Annotated in this window: 18 protein-coding genes; 3 read left to right on the forward strand and 15 right to left on the reverse strand. The window is 43.6% G+C overall.

The features are described 5' to 3' along the window. Window positions 1–32: 32 nt before the first annotated feature. Window positions 33–1,181 carry a VanZ family protein gene (locus tag NYE72_RS19205; RefSeq protein ID WP_076104943.1) on the reverse strand — a complete coding sequence of 383 codons (1,149 nt, stop codon included), beginning with the start codon at window positions 1,179–1,181 and terminating at the stop codon, window positions 33–35. 184 nt (window positions 1,182–1,365) lie between these two features. Between NYE72_RS19205 and NYE72_RS19210 the strand changes: the two genes are divergently transcribed. Continuing rightward, a complete protein-coding gene (locus NYE72_RS19210; protein WP_339210255.1) occupies window positions 1,366–2,412 on the forward strand; it encodes a DUF418 domain-containing protein in 1,047 nt (348 codons plus the stop codon). 131 nt (window positions 2,413–2,543) lie between these two features. On the opposite strand, the gene NYE72_RS19215 is transcribed toward NYE72_RS19210, so the two are convergent. The 3 genes from NYE72_RS19215 to NYE72_RS19225 all read right to left on the reverse strand — a co-directional run bounded on the left by NYE72_RS19215 (window position 2,544) and on the right by NYE72_RS19225 (window position 8,930). After that, a complete protein-coding gene (locus tag NYE72_RS19215) occupies window positions 2,544–4,184 on the reverse strand; it encodes an alkaline phosphatase (protein ID WP_076143784.1) in 1,641 nt (546 codons plus the stop codon). A 1,160-nt stretch (window positions 4,185–5,344) separates the two neighbouring features. Then, window positions 5,345–7,933, reverse strand: coding sequence for a metallophosphoesterase (locus NYE72_RS19220; RefSeq protein WP_339210257.1), 2,589 nt, complete (start codon window positions 7,931–7,933; stop codon window positions 5,345–5,347). 88 nt (window positions 7,934–8,021) lie between these two features. Further along, window positions 8,022–8,930, reverse strand: a complete 909-nt coding sequence (locus NYE72_RS19225; protein ID WP_235219566.1) for a chitosanase — start codon at window positions 8,928–8,930, stop codon at window positions 8,022–8,024. Between the two features lie 235 nt (window positions 8,931–9,165). Between NYE72_RS19225 and NYE72_RS19230 the strand changes: the two genes are divergently transcribed. Further along, on the forward strand, window positions 9,166–10,008 hold the full coding sequence (locus NYE72_RS19230) for an AraC family transcriptional regulator (RefSeq protein ID WP_076297647.1): 843 nt from the start codon (window positions 9,166–9,168) through the stop codon (window positions 10,006–10,008). A gap of 5 nt (window positions 10,009–10,013) precedes the next feature. On the opposite strand, the gene NYE72_RS19235 is transcribed toward NYE72_RS19230, so the two are convergent. The 3 genes from NYE72_RS19235 to NYE72_RS19245 all read right to left on the reverse strand — a co-directional run bounded on the left by NYE72_RS19235 (window position 10,014) and on the right by NYE72_RS19245 (window position 12,857). After that, window positions 10,014–10,664: a polysaccharide deacetylase family protein gene (locus NYE72_RS19235; RefSeq protein ID WP_175617280.1), complete on the reverse strand. Its 651-nt coding sequence runs from the start codon at window positions 10,662–10,664 to the stop codon at window positions 10,014–10,016. 78 nt (window positions 10,665–10,742) lie between these two features. After that, a complete protein-coding gene (locus tag NYE72_RS19240; protein WP_060623267.1) occupies window positions 10,743–11,294 on the reverse strand; it encodes a hypothetical protein in 552 nt (183 codons plus the stop codon). A gap of 294 nt (window positions 11,295–11,588) precedes the next feature. After that, entirely contained in the window at window positions 11,589–12,857 is a 1,269-nt protein-coding gene (locus NYE72_RS19245) for a hypothetical protein (protein ID WP_038572089.1), read from the reverse strand. A gap of 269 nt (window positions 12,858–13,126) precedes the next feature. Here NYE72_RS19245 and NYE72_RS19250 point away from each other — a divergent pair, with 269 nt between their 5' ends. Then, window positions 13,127–13,600 (forward strand): hypothetical protein, encoded by a 474-nt coding sequence (locus NYE72_RS19250; RefSeq protein WP_038572090.1) that lies wholly within the window; start codon window positions 13,127–13,129, stop codon window positions 13,598–13,600. Window positions 13,601–13,702: 102 nt separating this feature from the next. Here the strand turns inward: NYE72_RS19250 and NYE72_RS19255 are convergent, their stop codons facing one another. The 8 genes from NYE72_RS19255 to NYE72_RS19290 form a co-directional block, all read right to left on the reverse strand. Beyond that, on the reverse strand, window positions 13,703–14,911 hold the full coding sequence (locus tag NYE72_RS19255) for a hypothetical protein (protein ID WP_339210259.1): 1,209 nt from the start codon (window positions 14,909–14,911) through the stop codon (window positions 13,703–13,705). Between the two features lie 34 nt (window positions 14,912–14,945). Beyond that, window positions 14,946–16,340: a hypothetical protein gene (locus tag NYE72_RS19260; RefSeq protein ID WP_076104950.1), complete on the reverse strand. Its 1,395-nt coding sequence runs from the start codon at window positions 16,338–16,340 to the stop codon at window positions 14,946–14,948. A 126-nt stretch (window positions 16,341–16,466) separates the two neighbouring features. Beyond that, a complete protein-coding gene (locus NYE72_RS19265; RefSeq protein ID WP_038572095.1) occupies window positions 16,467–17,018 on the reverse strand; it encodes a DUF4303 domain-containing protein in 552 nt (183 codons plus the stop codon). 63 nt (window positions 17,019–17,081) lie between these two features. Further along, window positions 17,082–17,369 carry a hypothetical protein gene (locus NYE72_RS19270; protein WP_235219568.1) on the reverse strand — a complete coding sequence of 96 codons (288 nt, stop codon included), beginning with the start codon at window positions 17,367–17,369 and terminating at the stop codon, window positions 17,082–17,084. 86 nt (window positions 17,370–17,455) lie between these two features. Further along, the gene (locus tag NYE72_RS19275; RefSeq protein ID WP_076104951.1) at window positions 17,456–18,205 is read right to left on the reverse strand and encodes a hypothetical protein; all 750 of its coding nucleotides are present in this window, start codon (window positions 18,203–18,205) and stop codon (window positions 17,456–17,458) included. A 181-nt stretch (window positions 18,206–18,386) separates the two neighbouring features. After that, window positions 18,387–19,004, reverse strand: a complete 618-nt coding sequence (locus tag NYE72_RS19280; RefSeq protein WP_076141039.1) for a hypothetical protein — start codon at window positions 19,002–19,004, stop codon at window positions 18,387–18,389. Window positions 19,005–19,072: 68 nt separating this feature from the next. After that, the gene (locus tag NYE72_RS19285; RefSeq protein ID WP_036688772.1) at window positions 19,073–19,645 is read right to left on the reverse strand and encodes a hypothetical protein; all 573 of its coding nucleotides are present in this window, start codon (window positions 19,643–19,645) and stop codon (window positions 19,073–19,075) included. 431 nt (window positions 19,646–20,076) lie between these two features. After that, window positions 20,077–22,008: an AraC family transcriptional regulator gene (locus NYE72_RS19290; protein WP_038572103.1), complete on the reverse strand. Its 1,932-nt coding sequence runs from the start codon at window positions 22,006–22,008 to the stop codon at window positions 20,077–20,079. Window positions 22,009–22,085 lie beyond the last annotated feature (77 nt).

A 22,085-nucleotide genomic window follows, 5' to 3' on the forward strand; every position in this document is an offset into this window, starting at 1 on the left:
CTACGGAGTATCCCTTTGCTATTGAATAGCATTCATTTTTTTCTGGTTGTATATAAATCAGAAGCTTCATCAAAGTAAAAGCGGCGTTTTTGTTTGCCAAACACGACTAAGACAATATGGATGAACAACACGATCGTTAAAATAATGGAGGTCAATCCAGCACCTAGCGTTAAGAATATAGATGCCTTATAAAATGGAGAATCCATTGATAGTTCCACATTATTCAAAATATTCGCAATGACTGTTATGAAGTACATCGCGTAAATGGCACCAAAGCGTTTAAATAATCGCTTGTTAGTTTCCACTCGACTTATTTTACTGTCATAGCGATAACGCATTATTTTCGTACCGATTGTCGATCCATTCCAAATTATCGGAATAATAAAAAAGGTTACAGAAAGTGTAATTGTGCTCGCAATAAATTCACTAACCATATTAACGTTGGTCATACTCAACACAACTTTAACTACTAGGTTGCTGATAAATAGATCAATAATAACAGCCAGTAACACAGACATCCCTCTTACTTCATCAAGAGCTAATAATCTTTCTGCTTTCTCCTTAATTTTCTTTTTTGATGGGAATAACGCCAACACGGCTGGAGCAATAAAGAACCCCAGTACTCCGCCAGAAGTATTTAACAATAAATCATCCACATCAAAAATACGATAAGGGCAATTATAAATCCCGTAAATACCGGTTACCTGTGTTATCTCATAAAATAAAGTTAATAGGAACGTGAAGCCTAGAGCTTTCTTCCAATATTTTTTATCATGAAAAAAGTAACGCAGATAAACACCAAAAGGTAATAATAGCAAGAAATTAAAAAAAGCTTGATAGAATGAGGGTTGGCTAAATAACAGTCTATAAGTAGCTGGCTGTGATAACACGATGCCACTATTGCCAAAGGTGCCCACTATAAATTGAAATGGCATAAGTGAATAATGTTGTGTGCCCGGTTTTTGAAGAGAACAAGTATTACGTATTTCCGGCAACGGCAACAATACTAAAAATAACGCTGCTAGAAAGTAAAAGATAAACGAAAACGAAATTAACGTGGTAGAAAAGGGAAGGTAATTATATTTTCTATAGGTATAAATGAGCCATGGGATAAATAAGGCAAATGCTAAAACCACAAAAAAGATCGCTGCCACAAAGATCGGTTGAGTATATGCTGACATTTCTAGTTCACACCCCAAAATGATTTAGTATTCATATTAACCATAAAACTGATTCTAATTCAACTGGAGTTGGAACATTTTATCAAATTTAAGGATCCTGTAATGTTGGCATCAATTTAATGTAAGGTTCGCAACTTATACTAACTCCTAAGCAAATAAAAATATTTTCAAAGGAGCACTATTAATGAATCCCTCCATTTCGCAAAAAGAAAGAATCATTTCACTCGACATCATTCGCGGACTTGCTCTTTTCGGCATTCTGCTTATAAATGTTGGAGCCTTTAAAGTTATTATGGAAGGAGATCCCTTACCAGACTATAGTGGCATTAATGGAATCATCCATAGCTTGATAATCATCTTCGTACAAAAAAAGTTCTTTTCTATTTTTTCCTTTCTATTTGGTGTAGGTCTATACATTTTCGCCTCAAGAGCCGAAAGCCGGGGAGATAAACCCAGATGGCGTATGGCTAGACGTTTACTAATCCTTTTGCTGCTGGGAATCATTCATGTATTTATCTTTTGGGGAACCATTCTGCCCGCATACGCCATTATCGGATTGTTTCTGATCCCTTTTTATCACTCAACGGTTTCTACACTTAAAAAATGGCTGATAGGTATGACATCCATTTACATCATTTCCTTGGTGGCAAAAATATTTCTACCCACTCTAGGGGTTATATCATCTATCCTTGATATTTTTTCTAATGATGCTATACAAATCTTTATTATGTTTTTAGCTGGTTTTTTAACCGCAAAGTCAGGTTGGCTGACACACATACAAGAATTGTCTAAACCAATTAGAGGAATTCAAATGGTATCATTTCTGTTGTTCATTGGTTTTTCACTATGGATTTGGAACGCTTCTCAAAGTGGGAGCAGCAATGTAGATTCAGTTACGGGCTTAGGATCTCTCCCAACCACTTTGTTCTACTTAACAACATTATTTCTACTATTAGAAAATAAACAAATGGTGAAATTCCTGAAACCCATATCACGGGTGGGTCAAATGGCGTTTACAAATTATGTAGCACAAAGCATTATAGGGACGGCAATCATTTCAATGATAGGTCTCGAAGTCGTTTCACCGAAAGATATTCTCTACATCGCAGTTCTGATTTATTTTATTCAAATCATTTTTAGTACCATCTGGTTCAAGTTCTTTTCCATGGGACCCTTAGAAAAGGTTTGGCGCTTGATGACCTATGGAACAAAGCCTGCAATCAAACGATAAAAGCTTCGCTTTCCTCGTCTCAATTCAAGTTGAAATTTCCTATCTCAACCCAAAAACCCCTTTTAAAAAGGGGTTCTCAAGTTTAAGCGCTTTAACTTTTAGGCGACAGATCACAACATGAACTTTAAGAATTAGAGAATTAAGTCCAAAGCATCCTGCGAAATCCACACTTTATCTTTAATCATTACTGTCAGCACATTTAGTTTCGTTGTTTTGCCATCCTGAATGGCGATATTTTTATCTATAGGCAGCTTGAGAACTTGGCCTGCTTTTTTCACTACAACCACCGGATTAGTCTTATCGGTCTTATCTAGGGTAATCGTAGCTCCTTTGGCCTTGAATTTATCACTGGATACGTACAGTGTATCCTGAAGCTGCGCCAGATTGAGTCCGGTCACTTCTTGAATATACTTATTCACATCCGTATTCTGGATTACACCGCTGTTCATGAAATCGGTCGGTTTAAAATTAGCCGGATGGTAGGCGAACAATCCAACTTCTTCCGATGTGTGATCATCCGTAGAGAAGGTTACACCTATTTTATCCCCCAAAATTTTACCGATGACCGGCGAAAGGTTATCCTGCATTCCCAATCTGACTTGATCCGCTTCTTCTTTGGTTAGATCACTAAGTCCATAATGATCTGCAAGTACCTTTTTGAAATTGCTCTCATTAATACTGCCTTCAATGTAATAACTGGTATGCTTCGCTTTCTTCAGCACGGAGATTAGGTCTTTGGTAGAATCATAGTTCGTCATATTGAGCCCGCCGGTAGCATGATCCGAAACCGATAAGACTGCTGTATTCCCGTCTTTTTCTGCAAAGTCAACAGCGGCTTTGAAAGCTTTATCAAACGCTAAGGTCTCACTCATAATCCCCACTGGATCGTTATCATGACCATACCAGTCAATCTGGCTTGCTTCGACCATCAGAATAAAACCGTTCTCGTTCTGCGACAACTTCTCTATCGCTACTTTGGTCATTTCAGCAAGGCTCGGTTGCTTTTGCGGGTTCAGGTCAAAATCAGCATCCAGTGCTTCGGGGTTGAAGAGACCCCAGATTTTATTCGTTTTAGAATTCATTAACCCTGCTTTATCCGTTACGTATTCATACCCATTTGATTTCAGAACTTTGGTTAAATCTTCTCCGTCCTTGCGGTTAATGTCTTCTTTGCCGGGTACCAAATACCCGGAACCACCCCCAAGTAGAACATCTACACCACTATAGACCATCTGTTCTGCAATAGACTGCGCATTGTCACGCGTGTATGCATGACTTAAAAATGTAGCCGGCGTCGCATCCGTTAATTCACAAGTGAATACCGTTCCTGTACTTTTCCCTGCCATTCTCGCTGCATCCATAAGGGTAGGCAGAGGTTTGTTCACGTCCTCTGGCTTAACTGCGCTTATGAAAGGCATCGTTATTCGGTCTGGAAGTATGGATACCGTCTCACTCTTAACCTTATGGCCTGTAGCATAAGCCGTAGCTCCCGCAGCGGAATCTGTGGTCAGTGAATCCGTAGAATATGTTCTCACCAGCCCGCTGAAATACTTATCCATCGCAAGCGCCTGCCCTCCCTGATACCATCTGGCCAAGTTCACATCGGATAAGCTCATCCCATCCGTAATAAACAGGATTACGTTTTTGACCGATTTGTTGGTAGGAGCATCAGAGTTATTGGCGCCATCGGCGTAGGTCGTTCCGTTGCCTGCTGCAAGCAGACTGCAAATCATAACTGTACTGCAAATTCTCCCGATAACCTTTTTGCGCATTTGAATCCTCCTCTAGCAGATTTTGTTAAGTACGTTACTAGTTTAAAGGAGGATTGTTTGCGGGAGCAGCACCTATTCTCTTATTTTATATTAAATTCTATGCATATTTTGTCTTGACCTGTGCTACTGATATTTGTAAAAAAGGGGCGCCCTAGGGGCCCCCTTTGCATTATTATTGTCTTATTACGAGGACATCTCGAGGCGCTCTACCGGTACTTTGAATTTGGGAAATTTCGGAGCTTGTAAGGATACGTCCTACCAATATCAACGAAGATGTGACATTGTTAAAGTTAAAATTATTCAAGTTCGCTACGTTTTGGCTGCCACGGAACACACGGAACGATCCCTGAAAGTTAATTCGCGAAAAAAGCACAAGCGTTACTTGAGAGCTTTCCACAACATTTCTGAGACGGAAACTCGAGAGAACGTTGTTAAACCGAAACGCTCCAAGATCACGAACCGCAACTCCTCCACGTCTGAATCGAATCCGACGATTGGTAAAATTAGTACCCGACCAAAGAGTAAGACGTATATCACTGTTAGCCAACTAAATCAACTCCTTTTCTGAGATTGATATAGTTTATTACTAACTTCAAAGAACGGTACAAGACAAATACAGTTGTACAAATGTTTGTTTTTCAGATTTCCCTAAGGTGGTATTATCCAAATAACCGTATCGAGCCTCGGATATGTTAGCAATTGAAGTGATTTTTACAGTTATATTCTTCTAACTATTAGACACTTTCTTATACGTTAGGTGCGAATATGAAAAGAATAATTCAAGCATTCGGGTATTTAGGTAGTACAATTTTGGCTGCAGCTTTACTGTCATGGATCTGCGTATTTTTGATTCACGGCTTACCTGGTGTCTATGAATGGATGGCACTTAAATTTATCATCCCCATTCTAGGTTTCGTAGGACCCAACCCAAACCCTCTTGACTATCCTGGCAGAAGGACTGCCGTTATATTTTGAAGGTACCAATGCAGAGGTTATGCCGTTAAAAGGAACAAAAGTCACGCCAATGCGCAATGAATCATGATCTGGTAAAAAGTGAGGCTATCTTTCTGAGGAGTTACCGTAGGAGGAATGGACAGCTTCAACAACTAAAAAAAGGCGTTAAAGGATGCCTAAGCTCCGTCAACGCCTCCTCTATCCTTTCATTGTATTCCTGCCTCTGCTGGAAGCGAGTTATTTCTTGTCCCCACTGCTTTAATAACGAAATTGTAGGCTTTAGCAGAATCTATGCCGTTTAATGTATAGCTGTAACTCGTCTGACCGCTTACCGTCGGTACATACACGCTCCAGTTTGTGCTGACTTTATCATTTTTCTCGTAAATCCGGTAACCTCGCACCGGCTCAGAACTATTTGCTGGCGCTTTCCAAGAAAGAACTGCACGGTTCCCTGACTGTCTTACTGCGCTTGGATTTTGGACAATGCCGGGTTTGACATCAGTCCGTTTAATACTGTAAGCATCATAGACGGCAAGGGGTTTATCTTTAACTGCTGTGTAGGATGTGAATTTCAGCACGTCGCTTGTAATGGAAACATCCACGAACATTTTCTTGTTGGGCTGATCGTTTTTTGCTGCAAAAAAAGTGTCTGCATCTGGATTAATAGCATAGAATTTCGAAGCTGCCGAGTTGCCCATTAGATATACGGTCCCTTTGGGATTCAGCACATTTCCTTGCTCATCGGTAATGACATTCTTAATCGGAACGTTGTTCAGCATTTGAAAAGACCTCATATACATATGATCATGACCTTCAAAAACCATGTCCACACCCAGCTCATCAAATACAGGAATCAGATATTTCCGGTAAAATTCTACCCGGTCGCTTTCTGCCGAAGCATTATCCCCTGAAGAATACGCTCCCTTATGCATCGAGACGAATTTCCACTTTTTATCGGTCTTTGCCACCTGATTCCGCATCCATTCCAATTGTTTGGTGAACTGAATATCCGCTTTGTATGGCTTGACCTCCCCTTCGTACTGGGAATTGATCTGCATAAACAGGGCATCGCCGTATTCGAAAGCATATACCGAACCGTCATGAGCACCCGTCCCGACATCTTTCGGAAGATTAAAATGGTTATAGAAGTTGTTATTCGGATAATCTTCTATCTCATGGTTGCCGATAATCGGTGCAAATGGCACATTGGCAAATTCCTTTTTCGGCACACCCAAGAACCACTGCCACAGCTGCTCCAGATCACCGTCATCCGTTAGATCCCCTGTAAGAAGAACAAACTTGGGATCTACCGTTTTCTCAATAGCTCTCTTAAAAGTATCCTGCCACAGATCAAAATTCGATTTACTTGAGCCTTGGGTGTCGGTTACATAGAGGAAATGGAAATCCTGATTATCCGCCTTGTCCGTGGTAAAAGAACCCGCCTCGCTCCAGCCGTCCGCATCACCGTTACCGGCCCGGTAGATATATTGGGTTCCAGGCTTAAGACCGCTTGCAATAACCTTGTGGCTGGCGAACTTTTTATACTTTTTAGAACTTCTGTCTCCTGATATCATTAAGGTTTCAATAACTGTTGAGCTGCCCTCATAAGAAGCTGCCAGTTGTTCCGGAAACTCGCTTCCTCCCGCATTGGAGGCCTCCACTACTTGCACTACTGTACCTCTGACGGTTTCGGCTGTATACCAGTCAAAGGCGATACTTGTCTTTGGGTCCCCGTTAAAAGTCATGTTCAGCAGCGTTGGTGTTTTGATGCCGGTATCCGGAGACTTTGTCTTAAAGCTCCAGGTAATATCGTTCTCAGGTGTCCGGCCATCCGCAGTCCCCTTAACAAGCTCTTTAGGGACGGTCACGTTGTAAGTTTTGCCGGCAGTAAAATTAGGGTGGCTGACTCTGACTGTGTCTTGACCGAGGAGCGAAGCAGAAATGTTATTAAGAGGGAGATTGTTTTCCGTGATTACAACTTGATAACCACTGTCGAGACTGATCGCTTTGTTAAACTTCACTGTGATCTCTGCGTTAAGGGAAACATCTGCAGCCCCTGAAGCGGGAGTTTTGCTTACCTCAAGTGTGGGAGTGTCCCCAGGTTCGCCGCTGCTGCGTGTTCCTTTAATTATCACATCTTTGATTCTGCTTGAGCCTGAGCTGGACACCGTTCCCCCGCTTACACTTTTCGCAGAGTTTACCACCCAGCGGATATAGAGTACATCTTGATTGTTTGTTCCCGCAGGCAAAGCGAGGTTAGTTAATTTGCAGGAATTATTGGAACAATTAAAATTGTTCTGGGCTAAAACAAGGTTGCCGCCCGTAACATCTGTCCATTCCTGTTGATCTATACTGTATTGCACCTTAAAATCCCTGGGTCCTGTACTTGAAGAAGTTTGCTGTGAAGAGAGGAAGATACCTTCGAAACCTTTGGTAGAAAGCGTGGCAAGCCAGTATTTCAGGCCCGTTCCTTCATGCCACCCCTGGTTGCGTACGCTGTTCTCACCTGACTCATAGGTGTACGCATTCGTATTAGTTCCTACATCACGAATGGATGAAGCCGTCTGATATACCCCGCCTGTAGCCGGAAATACACCGTTCTCGCCTTTGTCTTTAAAAATCCACTGGGCAATCGTTTCCTGAACTGCAGTTGCTTCGCTTGCAAGATCTTCCTCATTTCCCTCTCTTCCTGCTGAGACAAACCCGGTCAACTCCATGGCAAGCAGCAAACCTATAACCATTAGACTGATTACCTTGTAAAATCTATTTTTGAGATAAGATTGGTTGTTATCCATTCAGCCCATCTCCCTCTTCCTTAATCTCACTTATCATCGAACCGCAGTCACCGAGAAGAACGGTGGTTCTACTGCCCTTACATTCCTGTTATTGGAGTTCCCAGTCGGTGACTTGAAGAATTGCCGAATCTGCACCTTTCAGGTCTGTCTCTCCCATGTTCAGCAAATTACTCCACTGCTTCACACGGTTCTTGCCGTTAGGCGGAGAGTTGTACTCATTAGTATCCACAATCTTGGTCCGTTCTTTATAAAATTTGGTCATGAAAGTCTTCTCATCCGTGCTGCTTCCGGATTTACCCAAAAGCCCTTGGAGTGTCTCGGAGCCGCCGGTAGCTCCATGGTTCAGCGCTGCATCCACGAAGGAACCAATAGTTAATGCCGAGTTAAAGCCGCGTTTGCGGGCCTGCTCCACACTGTATTTAATATAGATATTGTAGAACGTTTTCCACATAGCCTCTCTCCACTCGGGATCATCTTGCAAATTGCCGATTTTTCTACAGAAGCTCTCTTCGCTTTCATTGATCTCGAGGATCTTCCCTTTCATCGAACCCTTAACACCGATCCGGGCCAATGCACCTTTAACAGAAGGATTACTCGCGCCTTTAGCAGCGTCATATGCCTTGAACAGATCCGGACCGTCAGGACCGGTATCATTTGAGCCGCCTGTAGTTGCACCAAATATTCCAATCGTATACCCGCGGTCATCATCAATATCTTCACAATATCCGTAAAAATCGATCCAGTTCAGATCGTCCTGCTCCGGTTTGTTGACAAGCATCATAATATTGTTCCACTGCTCACCATCCAGTCCTGTGTTGTCACGCAAGAATTGAAGTGTTGCCGGTGAGAAATTAGAATCAGGGTTCCCTGCCGCATAACTTTTCTGTTGAGATGTTTTGGACAGACAGCCATAAGAAAAAATCATTGAAAAACTGAGCACGATCAACAATGAAAATTTCATCTTCTTGGAAACCTTACTCTTCGTTGAATTTAGCACCGCAATCTCTCCTTTAATTGAATAGTTTAAGCGCTTTAACTTTTAGCAGCAGTGAACCTTATCCCCAACCCATCTGAGCATGACAGCCCTCCTTTTACCAACACTTGGTAATTCAGTTCAAGCTTATCTCAAAAAGTTTGTCCAAACAGCACGTATTTTCTTGTATTTATTAATTTTTATACATATGTTGCTACAAACCATAGATTAAGTCTACAATCCTCTTAGGAGGTGCTGAATGAAGCCGGTATTTTATGAGTCTACTCTTTTTGACATCAGCCGCAAGAAACAGGTATACACCAGCATGCCTGCAAGACACTATCATGATGCATATGAGATTCTGTATTTAATATCCGGGGATTTTTATTATTTTATAGGGGACAGAACCTATCAGGTTGCGGGCGGAACGCTGCTATTTATGGATATTCACGAAATGCACAAACTGGTCAATTCAGGCTGCAATATGTATGAGCGGGTAACACTCCTGTTTAAAAAAGAATTCCTGCAGCATTTCTGCACCGGCAGTCAATGTGAGGAACTGCTCGAATTGTTCAAAAGTGATTACCGCGCTTTGAAGATGACCGGGATGGATCAATATTTCATCGAACAGCTTTTTCAGAAAATGATCCAGGAGGGGAAGAAGCAAGCCCGCGGATATGAACAGTACCAACAAATATTATTGGTGGAGCTGCTCCTCTATCTTAATCGTAAACTATTTGACAGCCGCGTAGCTTCATTTGTAGAATCCAATCGTACACATAAGAAAGTCCTGGACATCGTTAATTATGTAAATCAACATTATATGGAACCGCTTAAGCTCTGTGAGATTTCACGGCAATTCGACATAAGCTCCTCCTACCTTTGCCGAACTTTTAAAGAATCCACCGGGTTCAGCTTCATTGAATATATCAATAATATCCGCATCAAAAAAGCGCGTGATTTGCTGGTTGGCTCTTCGTTTAATGTTACTGAAATTGCGGGAATGGTTGGGTTTGATAACACCTCCCATTTTGGACGAACCTTCAAATTAATAATGGGCATCTCGCCGCTCTGCTTCCGCAAACAATTTAAGTCTAAATAGCAACGTCAAGACATTTCATCAAGCCGGACAAATTGCAGGTTTCTTGCCTGTAGTTGGTTCAGCACTTCTTCTAAAGCTTGCAGCATAAAATAAGGAGCATGCCGGTCCGCGCCCGCAGTCTCTCCGCTATCGTGAAGTAAAACAACGGAGCCATCGGTGATTCCACCTAATAGAATGGCCTGCATCCGGGTTTGACAGGCCCGGATGTTCCAGTCACTCGCCTTCAGCGACCATAGAACAATTCGATACTGCTTGTGCCGAAAAAAATCAAATAGATTGATTAATCCCCAGGGTGGACGGTAATGATTGGGTCTGATTCCGACAATAGACTCTATAATATCAGCGGAGCGTTCCAGGTGTTCTCGCCTAATAGTACTGGGCAGCATCAGCCAATTAGAGGTATGGCAGTAATTATGGATGCCAATCTGATGGCCTTCCCGATCCATTCTTCTGATCAGATCTGGATACTGCTCCGCTCGCGCTCCAAGCACGAAAAAAGTAGCCTTCACTTGATGTAACTTCAATAAATCCAGCAATTCCGGCGTATATTTCGGATGTGGCCCATCATCAAAAGTGAATGCCACCTGTTTTTCTACCGTTCCTTTGCGAAAGACACCAAAGCCGCTCACTCGCGTAATCAAACTTGGAATAAACATGTAAAGAGTAGTCGCACATAGTATTCCTCCTATCAGATATGTAAGTATGATTACACCTCCTTATAACAAGCCTAAGTCCTATCCAGAGTAGTTCTGTCCGGGTGAGAATCGATTTTTCAGTGAGGCGCGTGAATGGATCAGTAACATCGGGACCAGTTGCTCTGTTCGCCGATTGATTCTTTGTCTCCCTTCAGGATGCATGGCAGACAGCAGCAATCGAAGATAGATGGTGGTGATGCGTTCGAAAACGCCGGACTTTATATTTTGTTGTTCAAAGCCAAGACCGTGTGTTAATCCCCGATGGAGCAGTGTAATCCCCAATAAAGCCTTGACCTGCCTGAACTCGGACTGCGATTCGAAGGCTTCGTTGATTTGCTGCATTGATTTGCGCAGCATGCGAGCCGTTTGCAATGCGGCACGATCCGATCCTTCGGACCGGATCAACTTCAGGATTCTTTCATTGTCGAGGTGGAGTTCTCCCACCCACTCTCCCTGATTGATGACCGTGGCGTCTTGGCATACAATAGGCTGTCCCCGATGCTTTTTTAGCATCACGGTACATATTCCAAAGCGTGACTTATGCGATCCGCGAAAATGTGAAAGCAACGCAAAAGCTTTTTCCCACATCATCCAGACGGACTGCACCGTGTTTTTACGTATTTTGAAACCCAACTCATTCACCATCCTTAAAACGGTTATTGTCTCTCATTTCATACTTGTACCTAACGGAACTTTCTTTTTTTCTAACGTCTACTTATATTTGACGCTATACACTAGAATTTCTCTGCGAGTAAATCAAATTTTTATACAATTATTTTCATTAAGTCTAAATTTTTGGCATCCAACTACATAAAGAAAAACCCATGTCTCTTGGACATGAGTTTCGGAAGTTATCTTTTTGACTAAATCAATCTGGTTTCACTATCAATCCAAACTACCCAACTCCACCACATCTCCGCTAGTAGCCTTCACTGCAAAATCACAATCCAGCTTCCCGCACAGCACATACTTCTTCTGCCCAGGATTATACACATAGACGGGTGTTAATTCGAACCATCCCCTGAGCTTGTCATAAGCTTCGTCATGGCTCACAGCAATTTCCCCTTCGCTCTGGAACTCATCAAACGTATCGAGCATTAACTTGTTATCCATATAATCTATAACCTTATAATTTTTCGTATCGATAAACAGGAGGATCTTACGCTGAAAAATACGATTACTTGGCGCATTCCTCCTCAATGTCGCTTGAATATGTCCTCTTTCCCGATGTAAAGTCTTCAGAATCCATTGTCCGGATTCATCCGGATAGAGCTGGCTTAAACCAGCTTCGACTGCGGCTATACATTGGGCTTGTTCTACGTCTGTGATTGAAAATGAATCTGGATGCGGCTCACGTGCTACTGCCTGTTCGATTGTAACTACTTCTTGCAGACGGATCTCCGTCCTTGCGAACTGTTCCGTGTCCACTTGCTCCCAATGTATTACTTGATCAATATTCAGTCGTGCTCTCGTACCTGATATCATCTCAAATGGAATTGTGGTTGTTCCATCATTTGTAATGTAGATTTCTTCTATCCCATAGATCGGCAGGAGATGCTTCATCTCGTACACTGGATATTCGATAAGCTGTAGTTGTTTTTTCGCCAGTGGCTCTACCGCTTGAAGCGTGAGAGAATAATGCTCTTTGTGCACAAGGGAGCTAGAAGGAAACTGGCCATATACACTATAAAAAATAATCCTACCTTCCGCATCGAAGCGTAATTCCATTCGCCCGCCGGGGGAGATGGGGATACCGTCTATACATTCGGCAAAATGATATTCTCCTCTTTCTTCCTTCAATAGGTAGAATTGTTTACCATATTCAAGCCCTACTTCAGCTTCCATCCACTGAATAACGCCGTTTATTTCAATGTTTTGGAATGGTGTTCGATTTGCATAAGATTTCCCTCCAACAAAAATAACACTTTTATAGTTGCGGGATAGTAAGTCAAGCGTAATGACTGCAGTTCCTTCCGGATTATAATCCTCCTTCCATTCCTTAATGTGAGAAGGAAACCATTCCATACTAAGCAAATAGTCGGTTTCTCCCAGCATCGTAACTTCGCGATAAATTTCATTTGTATGTAAGTAGTAGTTGTCCAATCCATAGGTTTGCTGTGTAGCATTAACTAGTTCTTTGATTCGGAAATCCATATCAGTGCACCCCACAAAATTGATGCCTATATCATATCATTACTTAGCAATGATTATGAAGCGCAACGAATCATATCTGCTACATATTCTAAGAGCTTATGTAATGGGTTTTGCTGGTGTTCAGAAAATGATCAGTAGCTTGGGGTTTAATAATGCAGAGTGTATCAATCTATTGTACCAAGTCAGGGAAATTCACCCTACTGACTTACAACCTTGCCAGAATACTAAACATGTATAGTGAACACATATTTTAATGGAGGTATATCATCATGATTGACATCATCGACGGAAATGCGGCATTAATACATTTTTTTCCACTTCCGGCGCATCTTTATTCTAAGAATATTGCTTGTATTGTTGCTGTGGCTCATGAAGAAGAACGGGGTCCAAATTTAACAGGCCTCATAAACGCTTTATACTCAAAGGGATATACAGACCTTGATCATCTATTAAATTCCACATGGAAAAAACTATACCAAGTTCCGAGGTTGGGCCAGCAAAGACTGGTGCTTCTACTTAGTTTACTAGAACGAATTTCTGCAGATCCCAAGACCATAGAAAACTATACAACTGTCCCTCCTGTTACCATCCACAGTAAAAAGGAAATGAAAGAATTAACTTTAAAGAGGATCATTAAGAAGTATAACGAAACATCTGTAGAGGTATTAACTGAAGACAGCGAAAAAGAAGCTCGTTTAAAGAAAATTAAAGATAGACTCCGAGAAATGGGGATGATCGTATAAAAAAACCCCGCCAGTATAGTAAAGTGCACCCCTTAGAATAGACATTGGATAAACCCCTGGGTCAATCCGATTTCTATTCTAGGGGTGTGACTTTCAATTCATTTAGTAATCGCGCGCTGCATCGAACCAGCGTTGAGCCATCTCCTCTGTGATAGGCTGGCCAATCAGGTGGTCAGACTGGCTAAGTTGCCATACCGCTTCACCAAGATCTTCTCGTTCGGTGGTTTCGATGCCCTTAAGATTGTTGAAGCGCACGGTGAAAGCGGTAATGGCGGCCTCTGCTTCAGCAAAGCTATGGGCCTCGGACAAGGTTACCTGTGCAACGTTGTAAGCTTCATTAGCCAGCTTGGCTAGACGTTTAGTCCAGGAGGAGAATGGGCGGCCAAACTCGGTCGTCCACCACTCTGGCTTTCGTAATTGGCTCACTGAAGCATGGTCGGTCCAAGGACGGGTTTCAGCGCGAGTTTTCATTTGCTTTTTTAGATGCTTGCCAGCGCTCTCTTCCACATTGTAGGCGATAAATCTGTCAAGCAACGGCCACGCGTTCAAGGTCGGCAAATCCTCCAGATCAGGCATGAAGCGCAGCTCCAGATTCGTTAACTCGGTATGATGAGCCAATAGATTCAAATCGCAGAAGTTTCCCCACAAACTCAGTGATTTAAGGTTTGGGTACCGGTTTAGACACTCTAGCGAGATGGGCTGTCCCAGCGGTGCGTTATGTAGCGTCAAGCTCGTTACCTGGTGCAGCTCCCCCATATCGGGCAGCAAAAAAGGGGAATCATTCTTACGTCGGCCGGTGCGCGGTGCTAGTGTAAGAGAAGATGGCATATCACCTGTGGCCGAGAAGCGTGATAGATCGCCAGACACACTCAGGCGGAAAGGCTGCTTCGGAAGTATTAGGCTAAGGGACCTCCCGGATGGTTCCAACTTGACATGCAAGCCATGCAAATTGGACTGACTGGCGTCCGCCACCGTGTCTGCAGACAGGATCGGAGTCCATGTCATCTCTTCAATGGGACGTTTCTGTGCCCAGTCAAAGAAGCCTAAATCACTGCCTGTATAATGCAGAAATCTCGGCCAGGGAGAGCCGGCCGGTGTGGCAAAGACATCGAATACGGTCCAATCGATAGGCGCATCAGACACGACATGAAGGTCAACCTTTTTCCCCAATTGCGACGGACCCATTGATAGACTGCCCACACCGGGCTTAAGGACAAGAGTATGACTACGTGGACCTGTCAGGTTGATAGGATAACTACCAACTTCTCTAACAGAACCAGCTGAAGGACCAGCTTGGCTATCATTTGGCATTTCTATCATCCTTTCCTCTAAAGCATATCAAGATCTAACTATTCACACCTGACTCTATCTTCTCAGTAATAAATTGTTTAAATCTTGTAAAATACCGCTCTGATGCTTCCCAGCGCCTAAGATCCAAATAGGGCATGTCCTGCTTGCCATATTGATCGGGCGGCTGATAATGCCGGGAAACATAAGTTCCATTGTCCAGTGTATAAAAATAATACGTTTCATCTGGAGTCCTGATTTCAATCCGACCATGTAGGAGGTCACCGTCCTCGTCCGTATGCGTTTGACGGAAGCTGTAACATTTGGAGCCGTCCCAGAACCCGCCATTCTCCTCCACTTCCGAATTTAATTCCTGAATTACAGTGTGTTGCAAAATGTCTTGCACATACTGTACCTCAATGTTTGGTAAATAAAGCTCAGCCATATTAACGCAGGTCAGCAACATCGTCCAGCAATCGCTAATCTCTGCTAGTTGTTCCTGAGTCTCTTCTGTAATGTCCTCCCACTCAGACCCTTCTTCTATGGTTCTCTTCAACAAACCGACAGAATGATCTTGCTCCAGCCAAATATAATAGTGATGCCGGTTATCATTCATATAAACGCTAAGATCCCGCTCATCCCCGTCAGCATCAATATGCTCCAGTTGAACTTTGAAAAAAACGTCTTGCTCGCGAAAATTAAAAGAAGGCTTGTCACTTGGCATTAAAATACACTGCGTCAACTTCAATATATTTTCTTCATTGATCGTGTTATGGGTGAAATATAAATGAACTGCGTTCTTGCTAGTGGGGGATTCATTTATTTTTTTTAGAGCAGAACGGCCTTCTTTAATTACGTTCACCAGTGTGGCAAAGGAAAAGTCCTCCTCATCCTCATCCATATCCAAAAAAACTTCATCAATCAACACCTCATGAATGTCCACCGGAAGCTCCTGAAATACACCGTCCCCCTCCCACACATTTACTAAGCAGGCGATCGATTTATGGCCGTCCACTTTGAAACTGTACTCGTCATCCTGAACTAAAACCGCAGCGCTGAGATCACCTTTAACAATCGTTTCCCCATGATTGTAGGAGCCGCATAATATTTCCTCAATCATCAGGTTGCCCGAAACATAAATTTCCTGACCTCCTACAGCTATATTTTTTGCACTCAAATTACCGGTCACCATAAGCCCTATGGCGCCATCAGTTTCTTTATTATAAAGATTGTCTACAGTAAAATTTCCTTCTATAAAAATGATGATTACCTCTTTTTGTTGCGGGAAAGGTTGCTCCCAATCTAGATTAAGAGAAGGCAGCGTCAAATCCCCTTCATAGTAAGCGGCAAGTTGCTCGTCACTAAAATCTTGGTAAAACTTCGCCCACCAAGATCCTTCGGGAAATTTATCTGCTAGCTGGCTAATAGGAATGAATCGGAAAAGATTGCTCATACATTATTTTCCCTTCATTTTGAAATTTCCATTATTTCCTCACATGCCCCAAGGCTTACGCCCTGCTTAATCTCGACCATTTTATTAAATCCGAATATAGAAGACGGTTCCCGAAAGCGGAGGCTTCTACTCCGCCGCTTCCGCCAACCATACTTGCATAGCCGAAGATTCTGCCCGATTCAAACGGAGGGCGATTTCAGTATTGATCTCATCCGGCGGCATGACTTCGACAAGGACGCATACTGACTCTCGCAGTTGATTCAAGGCAAACACACCTTCATCATCGAGCATTTTCATCGCCAGCTCCATGGCCTTCAGCCTCAAATCAAACTCACGATTCCCTTCGTCATTCTCAAGATCCGCAATGAAAGGACGCTCGGTAAATCGTTGTTTAACGTTATCGAAGTTCTCATCGCCGAAACAACAATAGGGCGAATCCGCATAAGACCATTTGATAAGTTCCGCAATCGTCGATGCCGGTGTGTCACTTTCGACTCCTTGCCTGGCTGCTTCCATCTCCAAAGCTTCCCACGACCAGGCGGAGATACTTGGCGCATGTCCCTCGCCAGTAGTGTATAGAGTACAGTAATAGTAACGTTCGCCATTTTCAAAAAGAGTGCGAAAAGACGTTCTAGCAGCATCGGCGATCTCTATCGCCAGCGTCTCTATTTCTTGCATCGGCTTCCTCCTTTCCGTTAGTGGATCCGCTCAGGCAGGATGTCTTCTATTAGCTCCAGCCTTCTACAAATGATATGGCGGCGCTTTTTCTACTACAAGGTTATCAGGATGAATATCAGTTGGCTCATAGTCATTCATACGGAGAAGGATATACTCAATCTCTTCTAATGGCATCTGCAATTTCTGGCTGACTTCATAAAGACCCATGTCTTGCGAAAGTAGTTTCCGTGCTTGATTTAACTTTCCATTTAGCCAATTATTTTCGAGCATCCATTTTTTCACTAGGTCCAGTAGTTGATTTTGGGTTTTCTTATCTGCATGCTTATTATATTTAGCAACTGACTCTGACAAATTGACCCACACACGTTCCATGTGTATCCAAAGTAAAAACTAGTTTCATGCCTACCTCCCTCTCCCATACGTAAGGAGCACCCAGATCAGCTGTTATTTTCTGAAATCGCTTCGCAGCCTTTCGACAAGAGCCACTGCTCCATATCGGCAAACGCCTGCCCCGTATCCTGTTCATAGAAGACGGCCACCTCTTGCTGGTAGGCATAATTCAATCGTACATAGCCTCCCAGCTGCCGGTAGAACAGGAAACAAGCATAGGCATTCTCATAAAACAAATCCGGCGGAAATTCATGTTGGCACAATCCAGCCAGTTCGGGTAGCGTAAGCTGGTCCTGCCCTTGTGGCAAACGCAAAAAGCGATGGCTGCGAGTGCCCGTCCACGGTTCATAATAGACGTTCTCCCCTTGAATGATTCCATACACCTGACGATATATTTCGTCCAGCACCAAAGCGTACATCCCCTCGTCTTCCTGCTCCGGTACCTGCAGGAAAATCGCCTTCACGTGCTCCGCATGCCGAGGTAGCCAGAGCAGCCCAGCTGTCTGTGGATACACTGCCAGAAAATCACCGTCAACCGTTGTACCTATAACGATACACTCCCCGATCTGTTGCTCAGTAATGGGGCTGTTTTCGTCATGCTCCCATAATCCGTACTCTGCAAAAGGTTTGAGCACCTCCGCATCCGGAAGCTGAACATTCAACCACCCTCTGTAAGTTCCTTCGCCGAATCGCCGCAAAAACCGGAGGTAGCCCGGTGGATAAACAGCGGCATCTTCCTTCGCAAGTGCTTGGTTTTGGTCATCAGACAGCGGTTTTGGCCGAGATACGATGTACATAAATACTCCTCCTGCTGCCCCCAACATGCAACTCTTCCAAATAAGAGAATTCTTTAAAATATTGCAGGTTGAGGAGCTTTTTTATCCAAGATAATACTGAAATTTTAGAGAGTGCAACATATCAATCCCCAATTTTTGAATTCTCCAGCTTGGCCAGTGCTTCGGTGTCATTTGCCCTGAACTATTTTCCACCCATCACAAGCCCATATTTATTGAAAATCCACGATTTGCTCAAATCTTGCATCGCACCATGGCTTATACGCACAGAAGGCTTTTGCTCCTTCATAGCATCTGCATCATGCGCCGAGAAGCGAAGCGGCCTTGTCATTTTTTTAATAGTACCCGTTATTTCATCGAAAAACGTATATGTTAATGGCTTATGGTCCCGAATATCCTCATAGATATAATACTTCCCTTTTTCATCTTCCAAATCTATTTGAAAGCCTTTAGGAAATGATAGCAAGATACACGGCAGTTCATCCTCTGCCCATTGTCCGTAATATGGAAAATAGACACCTTCATTTCTCGCGAAAAATCCAGAGCTTTCATTATCAGACGCAACAGAAATAGAATAAACAAAGAAAGGGAAACCCTCATTCCTTTTTTCTTCTGCCCTAAAATAATCATAAAAGGTCTTATACGCCTCATACACCTGATTCAGATCATGCTCTGTCTGGGCATAATTGGTTAGATGAAATTGCGCTTGCTTATGTTCAAAAAGCTTCAAAACGCTTTCAAACTCTTCCGGCCTTATGAAGAATCTAAGCTTATAAAATCCGCTGTTCTTTAATCTATCCATTTCTTTTCGCTCACCGCCATGTACTAAAATGTCATCTCAGCTGTCCTTAGCCATTTGCTCGTGTATTTTCAAAATTCATATTTCACAAATCGTTTTCTGAGAGTTTCTTCGTACGGGATCCACTCCCAATCACTCCATAAAGACATACTTACGAGTTCTGACAGCTTATCTACGGCTTGTCCCGGACTCGTTATGTCAATGAAGCCGTCAAAATCCTCATTACGGATATCCAACGCTTTTCGCAGGTAGTCATCATTGAGACGCTCTTCCCGGAGTTGTTCATATTCATCCCTCGTCCACTGTTCACAAAAGATCTTTTCGGCTTGAATGTCTCCATTCTCGAACAACGACAACTCGAATATTTCCTCATTCATATATCCGGCGGTCATCACTGGCTCCCCGATAAGCTGGGACAACGTTTTGCCGGCCTCCTTCACCGTACCCCATACAAAGTAATCGTGGAGCACGCTGATCCAGTTCTCGTTGCTTTTGCTTACGTACATGACAACTTTGCTCTCTGGAGCCTCATGATTGGACTTGCCTAATACTTTGGCATGCCCTTCGCTTAGCTCTCTTAATGCTTCGACAGTCTTCTCAAGGTTGTTCGACTTGATATGCAAATTTGCGAATGATCTTCCCACGAGATGGCCTCCTCTAATCGCTTTTTTTACTCAGCCGGATTCTATTTATATCCTATCCTATTGATCGGCTCTATGAATGTCTCATATTTCCATTATAGTGATCGCTTGTCCTGAGTCTACCTACTTTTCACCTGAATTTTGGAAATAACCTTTGCATAGAAAGAGATATAACCTTGACCGTTCAGCACAATCTCTAGCTCCTTCCCTCCTTCTCGCTTCGCTCACTCATTAAAAAAGGAGGGTATCCCTACGTCAATTTATGACGTTTGGGACACCCTCTGTCGAACTATTTCACACCCTTATTACAGCACTCTCCAACTTTCTGCTCAAAAATTTCCTGTCGTCACTAATGGTACGGACCAGCGCGCTGGCTGTAACGGCAAGTTCTGATTTTAACTTACCGTTGTTCGATCAATCCATACTTTGGGCAGTTACCGACTCGCTGCCTCCATGATCCAGTCGGTCAATTCGTTGATTTGTCTTTTCACGGCGATTGGGTCGCGGTACCAGGATTGGTTCTCCGTCCATAAAAATACCCGATTGTTGCGAATCGGCTCGAGCGTCCCCCAGATCGGATCAGCCTGCAGCGATTCCAAGCTGGCTTCTGTCGTCAGAATCAAATAATCACCCATGTACTCCGAAAGTTTCTCCAGCGAAAATTCATAGTAGGATTCTTTCAGCATAAATTCTGGAACCGTCGTCGGCGGTTTCAGCCCCATTATTTCATACATTAGCCGGCCGCCTCGTCCCGACTTCGGACCAAAAAGGCTCACGTTTCCATCGTACTCTTGCATAATTGAAAGCGTCTCTCCTTCGGGAACGGCTTGTTGGACTTTCTCCCGAATGTCTGCAATGTCCTTCTCGAATTGTTCGTTCCATTTCTCCGCTTCCTCGCGTTTATCCAGCAAGTCGCCGAAATACATCATTTCCTCCTGAATGGATGCAAACTGATTGTAAGGAACAGATACCGTAGGTGCGATCATCTGATATTTATCGACTACCTCAGGCTGTGGATTATGCGTTATGATTAAATCCGGATTGAGCTCCAGCAGCTTCTCTAATGAGTCACCTACATCCGTCACGACGTCCAGCATTCCCTCAAGATAAGGACTCGACATCAAGAACGATTCGGCTGCGATCGGCTGGACTTCCAGCGCAAGTACGGTGCCGAGATAAGAAATTGCCGCTACGCGCTGAGGATGTGCAGGAACCTCGACATCGCCGAAAGCAGTCTTAACTACCTTGATCTCCGAAGATGTCAAAACCTCTGACTCTTGGGTGACCATGGTTGGAGAAGCGCTGACGGCAACCTGGCTGTTCGTTGCGCCTCCGTTGTTCACCGCCCCACCACAAGCTGTTAACATCACGGTCAAACATAACAGCATCACTGCATAAAAACTTCTGGTTGCTCTAGTCATTTTATTCGCCCCATCCTGTTGAAATTGATAATCAATATCACTCACATAAAAAGGATAGCTTAATGACCGGCTTAGAACAACGGACGATTGTGACATATTCCTTGCATAATCTGAAACGAACTGGCCGTATCGTTTACGATATTGGCCTGGCGTCATGCCGACATACTTTTTGAACATGCGGCTGAAATAAATGAGGTCCGGATAACCGACATGTGATGCTATTTCCTGTTGCGTTGCTATCGTGCCGGCCAGCAGAGCCTTCGCATCTTCCATTCGGAAACGAATGACGTAGTCCAGCGGACTGAGCCCCGTCTGTTCTTTAAATTTTCGCGAAATGTATTGTTGGCTGTAATTCAATTGCCGAGCAAGCTCCTCAAACGAGATCGGCTGGCGGTAATTCCTGGACAAATGCCGAATAACTTGCTCCGATAAAGATGGCTCACCGGCTCCGAACAGACGCTCCCTCAGGACAGCGTGAACGAAGCGGATAAAGTCTCCCTTGGCCGACAGCCGGGTCAATCCGTCGTCAGAATTAAGCCAACCGTCGCGTATCGTTTGAAGCAGCTCGAGCATGGCCAGCGGTTCGCCAGGCGGGAACCCCCAGCTTTCCAGAAACGGGTCGGATTCCTCCATCATCATATGAAATTCGCGCGAGGCCGAAGCGGGGAGAGACGCTTTGTAGAGTACGATATATACATTCAGCGCTTCTCGGCTCCGAACCGTCACCAAAGAGCCTTTGCCGGCGTGCAGTACATGAAAACGATCGCACAGCCACACCTCATCATCAACCCACAACTCGCCTTGTCCTTGGAAAGCGAATATAAATGCGCTTGCTGGCAAACGGTATTGATTCAAATCGTTCTCGGTTCCGGCCTGCTTTAGCCTTACGTCCAGCACACTCATAATCACCTGGTTCCATATTTGTATAAGTTTCAGAACGTCCATAGCTGATTCGCAAACTCCCTTTAAATTCTCAAGAGATAATCATTCTCAATTGAATCATGTTTCTAAACACAATAACG

The sequence above is a fragment of the Paenibacillus sp. FSL L8-0333 genome (assembly GCF_037965665.1).
Classification (GTDB): Bacteria; Bacillota; Bacilli; order Paenibacillales; family Paenibacillaceae; genus Paenibacillus_AQ; species Paenibacillus_AQ odorifer.

What these genes read in the sequence shown, in the direction of transcription:
- NYE72_RS19230 (WP_076297647.1), top strand. Translation starts at nt 9,166, where the DNA reads ATGAAGCCGGTATTTTATGAGTCTACTCTTTTTGACATCAGCCGCAAG.
- NYE72_RS19260 (WP_076104950.1), bottom strand. Translation starts at nt 16,340, where the DNA reads ATGAGCAATCTTTTCCGATTCATTCCTATTAGCCAGCTAGCAGATAAA.
- NYE72_RS19255 (WP_339210259.1), bottom strand. Translation starts at nt 14,911, where the DNA reads ATGCCAAATGATAGCCAAGCTGGTCCTTCAGCTGGTTCTGTTAGAGAA.
- NYE72_RS19240 (WP_060623267.1), bottom strand. Translation starts at nt 11,294, where the DNA reads ATGATGTGGGAAAAAGCTTTTGCGTTGCTTTCACATTTTCGCGGATCG.
- NYE72_RS19290 (WP_038572103.1), bottom strand. Translation starts at nt 22,008, where the DNA reads ATGGACGTTCTGAAACTTATACAAATATGGAACCAGGTGATTATGAGT.
- NYE72_RS19210 (WP_339210255.1), top strand. Translation starts at nt 1,366, where the DNA reads ATGAATCCCTCCATTTCGCAAAAAGAAAGAATCATTTCACTCGACATC.
- NYE72_RS19265 (WP_038572095.1), bottom strand. Translation starts at nt 17,018, where the DNA reads ATGCAAGAAATAGAGACGCTGGCGATAGAGATCGCCGATGCTGCTAGA.
- NYE72_RS19250 (WP_038572090.1), top strand. Translation starts at nt 13,127, where the DNA reads ATGATTGACATCATCGACGGAAATGCGGCATTAATACATTTTTTTCCA.
- NYE72_RS19280 (WP_076141039.1), bottom strand. Translation starts at nt 19,004, where the DNA reads ATGGATAGATTAAAGAACAGCGGATTTTATAAGCTTAGATTCTTCATA.
- NYE72_RS19275 (WP_076104951.1), bottom strand. Translation starts at nt 18,205, where the DNA reads ATGTACATCGTATCTCGGCCAAAACCGCTGTCTGATGACCAAAACCAA.
- NYE72_RS19220 (WP_339210257.1), bottom strand. Translation starts at nt 7,933, where the DNA reads ATGGATAACAACCAATCTTATCTCAAAAATAGATTTTACAAGGTAATC.
- NYE72_RS19245 (WP_038572089.1), bottom strand. Translation starts at nt 12,857, where the DNA reads ATGGATTTCCGAATCAAAGAACTAGTTAATGCTACACAGCAAACCTAT.
- NYE72_RS19205 (WP_076104943.1), bottom strand. Translation starts at nt 1,181, where the DNA reads ATGTCAGCATATACTCAACCGATCTTTGTGGCAGCGATCTTTTTTGTG.
- NYE72_RS19235 (WP_175617280.1), bottom strand. Translation starts at nt 10,664, where the DNA reads ATGTTTATTCCAAGTTTGATTACGCGAGTGAGCGGCTTTGGTGTCTTT.
- NYE72_RS19215 (WP_076143784.1), bottom strand. Translation starts at nt 4,184, where the DNA reads ATGCGCAAAAAGGTTATCGGGAGAATTTGCAGTACAGTTATGATTTGC.